Below are 9,074 nucleotides of genomic sequence, written 5' to 3'. Positions count from 1 at the left end.
CAACGCCTTGAGTCGCAAAACGGCGCTCCAGCAGATCCATCTGGAACGCCAGCGCCTGGGCTTCCGCCGAATCGTTGAACACCTCAAGCTGATGCCGGTACTCGGACATGATCCGCGCCTTGAGTTCGGCCGAGAGCGCTGCCTGCGCAGCATCCTGCGGCGCGACCTCTTCGGTTTCCAGCGCATGGATCGCCGCCTCGGCGGTCTTGCGCCAGGCGTCGCGCACTTCCTGACGGCGCTTGTCGTCCGGACTTTTCTCGATCCCGCGCAGCAGCAATGGCAAAGCGATACAGGCGCAAATCAGTGACAACAGAATCACCCCGGCGGCGATGAAGATCAGCAGATCGCGCTCGGGGAACGCCTCGGCCCCCATCAACATCGGCACCGACATCACACCGGCCAGCGTCACCGCGCCGCGCACACCGCCGACGGTCAGCAGCCAGCAGGATCGCGCGGTCGGCACTTGCGTCAGGTCGCCCTTGCCGCGCAAACGGCGCAGCAGCACCGACAGGCGCCAGATGCTCTGCACCCAGATAAAGCGCAACAGCACCAGCGCGAGGAAAATCGCCACCACGTCGAGACCTCGGTACAGCAGCGTCGGCCACAACGTCGGCTCGTGGCTGACCACCGCTTTGATGATGTCCGGCAATTGCAGGCCCAGCAGCAGAAAGATCAGACCGTTGAAGGCAAATTCGAGCAGCGACCAGACGCTACGGTTGAGCAAGCGAGTGCTGGTCTGTCGTGGCAACAGATCGAGCCAGCTCTGCATCATCCCCGCCGCCACCGCCGACAGGATGCCCGAAGCGCCCAACCGCTCGGCCAACACATAAGCCGCGAACGGCAGCAGCAACATGAACACCACGTGGGTGGCCGGATCGTCCCAGCCCCGGGCGATCATCCACGCGCGCAAACGCCCGACCAGCCAGCTCAGCACCACGCCGACGGCCAAGCCTCCGACCGCCACCAGCACGAAGGTCAGGCTGGCATTGGCCAGTGAGAACACTCCGGTGACCGCCGCAACCAGGGCAAACTTGAACGTCACCAGACCCGAAGCATCGTTCATCAAGGCTTCGCCCTGCAGTATGTGCATCAGCGGTGTCGGCAAACGGTTCTGCGAGATCGCCGACACCGCCACGGCGTCGGTCGGCGACAGCACCGCGGCCAGCGCGAAGGCTACCGGCAGTGGAATTGTCGGCAACAGCCAGTGAATGAAGTACCCGGCACCGACCACGGTGAACAGCACGAGGCCGACCGCCAGCGTCAGGATCGGCCCACGCAAATGCCAGAACTCGCGTTTGGGCATCCGCCAGCCATCGGAGAACAGCAGCGGCGGCAGGAACAGAAACAGGAACAGCTCCGGATCCAGCGCCACGTGCAGGCCCAATGTCGGCCAGGCCAGCAAGGCACCGGCGGCGATTTGCACCAGGGGCAGCGGCAGCGGGATGACCCGTCCGACCAGCCGCGAGACGCTGACCAGCATCAGCAGGATAAGGACGGTGTAAGCGGTTTGCATAAAGCGGAAATCTCAGACAATCGACAGCGTTGAACGGTCATATTAGCCGCTCAGGATACGTCTGACCGTTGCACCTATGTCGCACTGCTGGAACGCAGTCCCTTTGTGGGAGCGAGCCTGCTCGCGAACGTGGAGTCTCATTCAACAGAGATATTGCCTGACACGGCCCCTTCGCGAGCAGGCTCGCTCCCACAGGTTTTGCAGCGTTACGACAACCGTGGCCGCCCGAAACGCGTTGGTCATGGCATAATCCGACACCATTTTTTTCCAGCACCTGTAAAGGGGGCGATTCCTTGACCGTTTCAAGTAAAACGTTGCACCTTTTCGGCATCAAAGCCTGCGACACCATGAAGAAGGCGCGCACCTGGCTCGATGAACACGCTGTCAGCTACGACTTTCACGACTACAAAACTGCCGGTATCGACCGTGAGCACCTGACCCAATGGTGCAACGAGCACGGCTGGCAAACGGTGTTGAACCGTGCCGGCACGACCTTTCGCAAACTCGACGACGAACGTAAAGCCGATCTCGACCAGTCGAAAGCCATCGAACTGATGCTCGCTCAACCCTCGATGATCAAGCGCCCGGTGCTCGATCTCGGTGACCGAACCCTGATTGGCTTCAAGCCAGACATCTACGCGGCCGCACTCAAGTAAGCAGCCCGTCACTTATTGCTAGAGGTATTCACATGTCCAACTCTCTGTTCAGCATCGCCTTTGGTGTCGGCACGCAAAACCGTCAAGGTGCCTGGCTGGAAGTGTTCTACGCCCAGCCACTGCTCAACCCGTCGGCAGAACTGGTCGCTGCCGTTGCGCCGATCCTCGGCTACACCGAAGGCAACCAGGCCATCACCTTCACCACCGCCCAGGCTGCGCAACTGGCTGAAGCGGTCAAAGGCATCGACGCCGTTCAAGGCAAGCTGCTGACCCGTCTGGCCGAAAGCCACAAGCCGCTGGTCGCCACTCTTCTGGCCGAAGACGCACAGCTGACCTCGACGCCAGAGGCGTACCTGAAGCTGCACCTGCTGTCCCATCGTCTGGTCAAGCCGCACGGCGTGAGCCTGGCCGGGATCTTCCCGCTGCTGCCGAACGTGGCCTGGACCAGCCAGGGCGCGATCGACCTGAGCGAACTGGCCGAGCTGCAACTCGAAGCCCGCCTGCGCGGCGAGCTGCTGGAAGTGTTCTCGGTGGACAAGTTCCCGAAAATGACCGACTACGTGGTGCCGGCCGGCGTGCGTATCGCTGACGCCGCGCGCCTGCGTCTGGGTGCGTACGTGGGCGAAGGCACCACCGTGATGCACGAAGGCTTCATCAACTTCAACGCCGGCACCGAAGGCCCGGGCATGATCGAAGGCCGCGTTTCCGCTGGCGTATTCGTTGGCAAGGGCTCGGACCTGGGCGGCGGCTGCTCGACCATGGGCACTCTGTCGGGTGGCGGCAACATCGTAATCAAGGTTGGCGAAGGCTGCCTGATCGGCGCCAACGCCGGTATCGGTATTCCGTTGGGCGACCGCAACACTGTCGAGTCGGGCCTGTACGTGACCGCCGGCACCAAAGTCGCGCTGCTGGACGAGCACAACAACCTGGTCAAGGTTGTAAAAGCCCGTGAGCTGGCCGGCCAGACCGACCTGCTGTTCCGTCGCAATTCGGAAACCGGTGCCGTGGAGTGCAAAACCCACAAATCGGCGATCGAGCTGAACGAAGCGCTGCACGCTCACAACTAAGCAGCCGTACGATCCCCCTGTGGGAGCGAGCTTGCTCGCGAAGGCGTCCGGTCAGTCAACAACAGAGCTGAATGACACGACGCTTTCGCGAGCAAGCTCGCTCCCACAAGGTTCGATGTACCCCGCCCAAGTTCACAGGCTGAACCTATGATGATTCCCTCCCCCTGGCGTGCCGACTTTCCGGCCATCGCCGCCCTGCAACGGCAAGACCAGACCTATCTGGACAACGCCGCCACCACGCAAAAACCCCAGGCTCTGCTTGACGCACTGACGCATTACTACGCCAATGGCGCGGCCAATGTGCATCGCGCGCAACACCTGCCCGGCGCTCACGCCACGCAGGCGTTCGAAGACAGTCGGCTCAAGGTGGCCCAGTGGCTGAATGCCGGTGACAGCGGGCAGATCATCTTCACCCACGGTGCCACCAGCGCGCTGAATCTCCTGGCCTATGGCCTGGAACCTCTTTTCCAACCGGGCGATGAAATTGTCATCAGCGCCCTGGAGCATCACGCCAACCTGCTGCCGTGGCAGCAACTGGCGCAGCGTCGCGAACTGAAACTGGTGATCCTGCCGCTGGACGCTGACGGCGTGATCGACCTCGGCGCCGCTGTGCGCCTGATCAATCCGCGTACCCGCTTGCTGGCGGTCAGTCAGCTGTCCAACGTGCTTGGTGCCTGGCAACCCTTGCCGGCGCTGCTGGCGATGGCCAAGGCGCACAACGCGCTGACCGTGGTCGATGGCGCCCAGGGTGTGGTGCACGGTCGGCACGACGTGCAGGCGCTCGGTTGCGACTTCTATGTGTTTTCCAGCCACAAGCTGTACGGCCCTGATGGCCTCGGCGTGCTGTTCGGGCGCAACAAGGCGCTTGAGCAACTGCAGCCGTGGCAGTTCGGCGGCGAAATGGTCCTGGAAGCCAATTATCACGATGCACGCTTCCGCCCTGCCCCGCTGGGTTTCGAAGCGGGCACACCGCCGATCGCCAGTGTGATTGGCCTCGGTGCCACGCTCGATTATCTGGCCGGGCTGGATCAGGACGCGGTATCGGCCCATGAAGCGGCGCTGCACGCCTACCTGCTGCAAGGTCTGGCCGCGCGTAACGGCATTCGTCTGCTGGGCAAGCCGCAACTGGCGCTGGCCAGTTTTATCGTCGAGGGTGTGCACAACGCCGATCTGGCACACCTGCTCACCGAGCAAGGCATTGCCGTGCGCGCCGGGCATCACTGCGCCATGCCGTTGCTGAAAAGCTTCGAACTGGCCGGGGCGATCCGCGTGTCGCTGGCACTGTACAACGACTCCGAGGATCTGGAGCGTTTCTTCGACGCGCTGGATCAGGCCTTGGAGTTGCTGCGATGAACCTGCCGCTCGCCGCCGCCGAAGCGCTGCAGACCTTTCAGAATGCCGCTGGTTGGGAACAACGCGCACGGTTGCTGATGCAGTTTGGCGATCGTCTGCCGCCGCTGAATGACGCGGACAAATGCGAAGCCAACCGGGTGCATGGCTGTGAGAGTCAAGTGTGGCTGGTGGGTGAGCTGCAGGACGGCCACTGGCAGTTCAGCGCTGCCAGCGATGCGCGGATGATTCGCGGGCTGGTGGCGTTGTTGCTGTTGCGGGTCAACGGTTTGAGCGCTGTCGAGTTGCAGCAAGTGGACCTGTCGGACTGGTTCAATCAGCTGGGACTGTCGCGGCAGTTGTCGCCGTCGCGCAGTAATGGCTTGAATGCCGTGCTCCAGCGGATGAATGAGTTGGCCGGTTAATCGCCATCGCTGGCAAGCCAGCTCCCACAGGGTTCGATGGTGTTCATAGATGCGGTGAAATTACCCAATAACTGTGGGAGCTGGCTTGCCAGCGATGAGGTCATCAGCCTCACAGATCAAACCTGAGGTTTTACTCGGTCAGCCGGCCGTCGCACACCCGCCACAATCTTGTCCACCGCCTTGGTCGCCGCGACCATGCCGAACGTCGCCGTGACCATCATCACCGCGCCAAACCCGCCGGCGCAGTCGAGCTTCACCCCGTCGCCGACAAAACTCTTCTGCAAGCAGATGCTGCCATCCGGTTTCGGATAGCGCAGTTGCTCGGTGGAAAACACGCACGGCACGCTGTAATGACGGGTCACCGTGCGCGAGAAGCCGTAGTCGCGTCGCAACGTCGAGCGCACTTTCGAGGCCAGTGGATCGTTGAATGTGCGGTTGAGGTCGCAGACCTGAATCAGCGTCGGATCGATCTGCCCGCCGGCACCGCCGGTGGTGATGATCTGGATCTTGCGCCGCTTGCACCAGGCAATCAGCGCAGCCTTGGCGTTGACGGCGTCGATGCAGTCGATCACGCAGTCGATGTTCGGCGTGATGTACTCGGCCATGGTGTCGCGGGTGACGAAATCCGCAACCGCGTGCACTGTGCAGTCCGGGTTGATCCCGCGCAGACGCTCGGCCATCACCTCGACCTTGGGTTTGCCGACGGTACTGTCCAGTGCGTGCAGCTGACGGTTGGCGTTGCTGACGCAGACGTCGTCGAGGTCGAACAGCGAAATCTCGCCCACGCCACAGCGGGCCATGGCTTCCGCCGCCCAGGAACCGACGCCACCGACACCGACAATCGCCACATGGGCTGCACGCAGGCGCTCAAGGCCCTCGATGCCATACAAACGGGCGATGCCTGCAAACCGCGGATTTTCTGTACTCATGACCATTACCCCAAAAACCGGCGCGCATTATAGGGCCGTCGACGGCCAAGAGCATCTTTGACGCTATGAACGGTGAACGCAGGCGTTTTCACACAACCTTTGTGGTGAGGGAGCTTGCTCCCGCCGGGTCGCGAAGCGGCCCTCAAAAAGCGGCCTGCTTCGCAGTCCAGCGGGAGCAAGCTCCCTCGCCACCGGGAATTGCTATAACTGAATAACAAAGTTTTCTCTTACAAGCTGTTACTAAAGAACTTAAATCAGGTTGGACTGCCCAATGTCGGGCATTTCCCTGTCCGGTGTACGAGCAGTGAACTGCCGGTGTAGGATTCGCGCCCTTTTGGCGCTTGCCAACCGTTCCTCCGTTCCACAGCCTTTGGAACCCGAAATAGCTATGTCATCGCGTAAATTTGGTCTCAACCTGGTGGTGGTTCTGGCAATCGCCGCCCTGTTCACCGGTTTCTGGGCGCTGATCAACCGCCCGGTCTCCGCGCCCAACTGGCCGGAGCAGATCTCCGGTTTCTCTTATTCGCCATTCCAGCAGGGCCAATTCCCGCAGAAGGATCAGTATCCGACTGACGATGAAATGCGCCGTGATCTGGAGATCATGAGCAAGCTGACGGACAACATCCGCATCTATTCGGTTGACGGTTCGCTGCAGGACATCCCGAAACTGGCGGAAGAGTTTGGTCTGCGCGTGACCCTCGGGATCTGGATCAGCCCCGATCAGGAACGCAACGAGCGCGAGATCCAGCGCGCCATCGAACTGGCCAATACCTCGCGCAGCGTGGTGCGGGTGGTGGTCGGTAACGAGGCGATTTTCCGCAAGGAAATCACCGCCGAACAACTCAGCGTGCTGCTGGATCGCGTGCGCGCAGCGGTGAAAGTGCCGGTGACCACCTCCGAGCAATGGCACGTCTGGGAAGAACACCCGGAACTGGCCAAACACGTCGACCTGATCGCCGCGCACGTGCTGCCTTACTGGGAATTCATTCCGGTGGACAAGGCCGGGCAGTTCGTCTTCGACCGCGCCCGCGACCTGAAAAAGCTGTTCCCGAAAAAACCGTTGCTGCTGTCCGAAGTCGGCTGGCCGAGCAACGGTCGCATGCGCGGTGGCGCCGATGCGTCGCCAGCGGATCAGGCGATCTACCTGCGCACGCTGGTCAACAAACTCAACCGTCAAGGTTTCAACTACTTCGTCATTGAAGCCTTCGACCAGCCGTGGAAGGCCAGTGACGAAGGTTCGGTCGGCGCCTACTGGGGCGTGTTCAACGCCGCGCGCCAGCAGAAATTCAACTTCGAAGGCCCGGTGGTGGCGATCCCGCAATGGCGCGTGCTGGCCATCGGTTCAGTGGTGCTGGCGCTATTGTCGCTGACCCTGCTGATGATCGACGGCTCGGCCCTGCGTCAGCGCGGCCGGACCTTCCTGACCTTTATCGCGTTCCTTTGCGGTTCGGTGCTGGTGTGGATCGGCTACGACTACAGCCAGCAATACAGCACGTGGTTCAGCCTGACGGTGGGTTTCCTCCTGGCGTTGGGTGCGCTCGGGGTGTTCATCGTGTTGCTGACCGAAGCGCATGAACTGGCCGAAGCCGTGTGGATTCACAAGCGTCGGCGGGAATTCCTGCCGGTGATCGGTGATTCGGACTACCGGCCGAAAGTCTCGATCCACGTGCCCTGCTACAACGAGCCGCCGGACATGGTCAAACAGACCCTCGACGCCCTCGCGGCCCTCGATTACCCGGACTATGAAGTCCTGATCATCGACAACAACACCAAGGACCCGGCAGTCTGGGAACCGGTGCGCGACTACTGCGCGACCCTCGGCCCGCGCTTCAAGTTCTTCCACGTCTCGCCCCTGGCCGGGTTCAAGGGCGGCGCGCTGAACTACCTGATTCCGCACACCGCCAAGGACGCCGAAGTGATCGCGGTGATCGACTCCGATTACTGCGTACACCCGAACTGGCTCAAGCACATGGTGCCGCACTTCGCCGACCCGAAAATCGCCGTGGTGCAGTCGCCGCAGGATTACCGCGACCAGAACGAAAGCACCTTCAAGAAGCTCTGCTACGCCGAATACAAAGGCTTCTTCCACATCGGCATGGTCACCCGTAACGACCGCGACGCGATCATCCAGCACGGCACCATGACCATGACCCGGCGTTCGGTTCTGGAAGAGCTGGGCTGGGCCGACTGGTGCATTTGTGAAGACGCCGAACTCGGTCTGCGCGTGTTCGAGAAAGGCCTGTCGGCGGCGTATTACCACGACAGCTACGGCAAGGGTCTGATGCCGGACACCTTCATCGACTTCAAGAAGCAGCGTTTCCGCTGGGCCTACGGCGCGATCCAGATCATCAAGCGCCACACCCGCAGCCTGCTGCGCGGCAAGGACACCGAGCTGACCCGTGGCCAGCGTTACCACTTCCTTGCCGGCTGGCTGCCGTGGGTGGCGGACGGCATGAACATCTTCTTCACCGTCGGCGCGTTGTTGTGGTCAGCGGCGATGATCATCGTGCCGCAACGGGTCGATCCGCCGCTGCTGATTTTCGCCATCCCGCCATTGGCGCTGTTCGTGTTCAAGGTCGGCAAGATCATCTTCCTCTACCGTCGCGCCGTCGGCGTGAACCTCAAGGATGCGTTCTGCGCGGCATTGGCCGGGCTGGCGTTGTCGCACACCATCGCCAAAGCGGTGCTGTATGGCTTCTTCACCAGCAGCATTCCGTTCTTCCGCACGCCGAAAAATGCCGACAACCACGGCTTCTGGGTGGCGATTTCCGAAGCGCGGGAAGAGCTGTTCATCATGCTGCTGTTGTGGGGCGCGGCGCTGGGGATTTACCTGGTGCAAGGCATTCCGAGCAACGACATGCGCTTCTGGGTGGCGATGCTGCTGGTGCAGTCGCTGCCGTACGTCGCGGCGCTGATCATGGCATTCCTCTCGTCGCTGCCAAAACCGGCGGCGGAGCCTGAACCGGCCGCCGCTTGATCAGTTATTGTTGAACGTCAAACGGCGGCCTTCGGGCCGCCGTTTTGCATTAGAATGGTCGCCTTTTTCAATGCCAACACATCCTGTAGGAGCTGCCGCAGGCTGCGATCCTTTGATCTTGCTGTAGATTTGAAAAAACAAAATCAAAAGAATCGACACCTGCGGCAGCTCCTACAGG

The 9,074-nt window shown here is 61.6% G+C and carries 6 protein-coding genes and 1 pseudogene; 5 read left to right on the top strand and 2 right to left on the bottom strand.

Features of this window, described 5'->3' with window-relative positions; genetic code table 11:
* Nucleotides 1–1,513 (bottom strand): annotated as a pseudogene (locus HT737_RS21380) (Na+/H+ antiporter); the annotation flags it as partial.
* Between the two features lie 293 nt (nucleotides 1,514–1,806).
* Here HT737_RS21380 and HT737_RS21375 point away from each other — a divergent pair.
* From HT737_RS21375 to HT737_RS21360, 4 genes are all read left to right on the top strand, one after another.
* Nucleotides 1,807–2,169: an ArsC family reductase gene (locus tag HT737_RS21375; RefSeq protein ID WP_041072357.1), complete on the top strand. Its 363-nt coding sequence runs from the start codon at nucleotides 1,807–1,809 to the stop codon at nucleotides 2,167–2,169.
* A 32-nt stretch (nucleotides 2,170–2,201) separates the two neighbouring features.
* Nucleotides 2,202–3,236 carry a 2,3,4,5-tetrahydropyridine-2,6-dicarboxylate N-succinyltransferase gene (dapD, locus tag HT737_RS21370; RefSeq protein ID WP_007954762.1) on the top strand — a complete coding sequence of 345 codons (1,035 nt, stop codon included), beginning with the start codon at nucleotides 2,202–2,204 and terminating at the stop codon, nucleotides 3,234–3,236.
* A gap of 147 nt (nucleotides 3,237–3,383) precedes the next feature.
* Nucleotides 3,384–4,589 (top strand): aminotransferase class V-fold PLP-dependent enzyme, encoded by a 1,206-nt coding sequence (locus HT737_RS21365; RefSeq protein ID WP_182403957.1) that lies wholly within the window; start codon nucleotides 3,384–3,386, stop codon nucleotides 4,587–4,589.
* A complete protein-coding gene (locus HT737_RS21360) occupies nucleotides 4,586–4,990 on the top strand; it encodes a SufE family protein (protein WP_131671906.1) in 405 nt (134 codons plus the stop codon). Before HT737_RS21365 ends, HT737_RS21360 begins: the two co-directional genes overlap by 4 nt.
* A gap of 116 nt (nucleotides 4,991–5,106) precedes the next feature.
* On the opposite strand, the gene tcdA is transcribed toward HT737_RS21360, so the two are convergent.
* On the bottom strand, nucleotides 5,107–5,925 hold the full coding sequence (gene tcdA / locus HT737_RS21355; RefSeq protein WP_182403956.1) for a tRNA cyclic N6-threonylcarbamoyladenosine(37) synthase TcdA: 819 nt from the start codon (nucleotides 5,923–5,925) through the stop codon (nucleotides 5,107–5,109).
* 382 nt (nucleotides 5,926–6,307) lie between these two features.
* On the opposite strand from tcdA, the gene HT737_RS21350 reads away from it, so the two are divergent.
* Nucleotides 6,308–8,896, top strand: coding sequence for a glycosyltransferase (locus tag HT737_RS21350; protein ID WP_095667400.1), 2,589 nt, complete (start codon nucleotides 6,308–6,310; stop codon nucleotides 8,894–8,896).
* Nucleotides 8,897–9,074: the final 178 nt, after the last annotated feature.

Source organism: Pseudomonas sp. MD195_PC81_125 (assembly GCF_014060985.1).
Classification (GTDB): Bacteria; Pseudomonadota; Gammaproteobacteria; order Pseudomonadales; family Pseudomonadaceae; genus Aquipseudomonas; species Aquipseudomonas parakoreensis.
The sequence above is the reverse complement of the archived record's forward strand: the minus strand, read 5'-3'. Positions and strand labels throughout refer to the sequence as shown.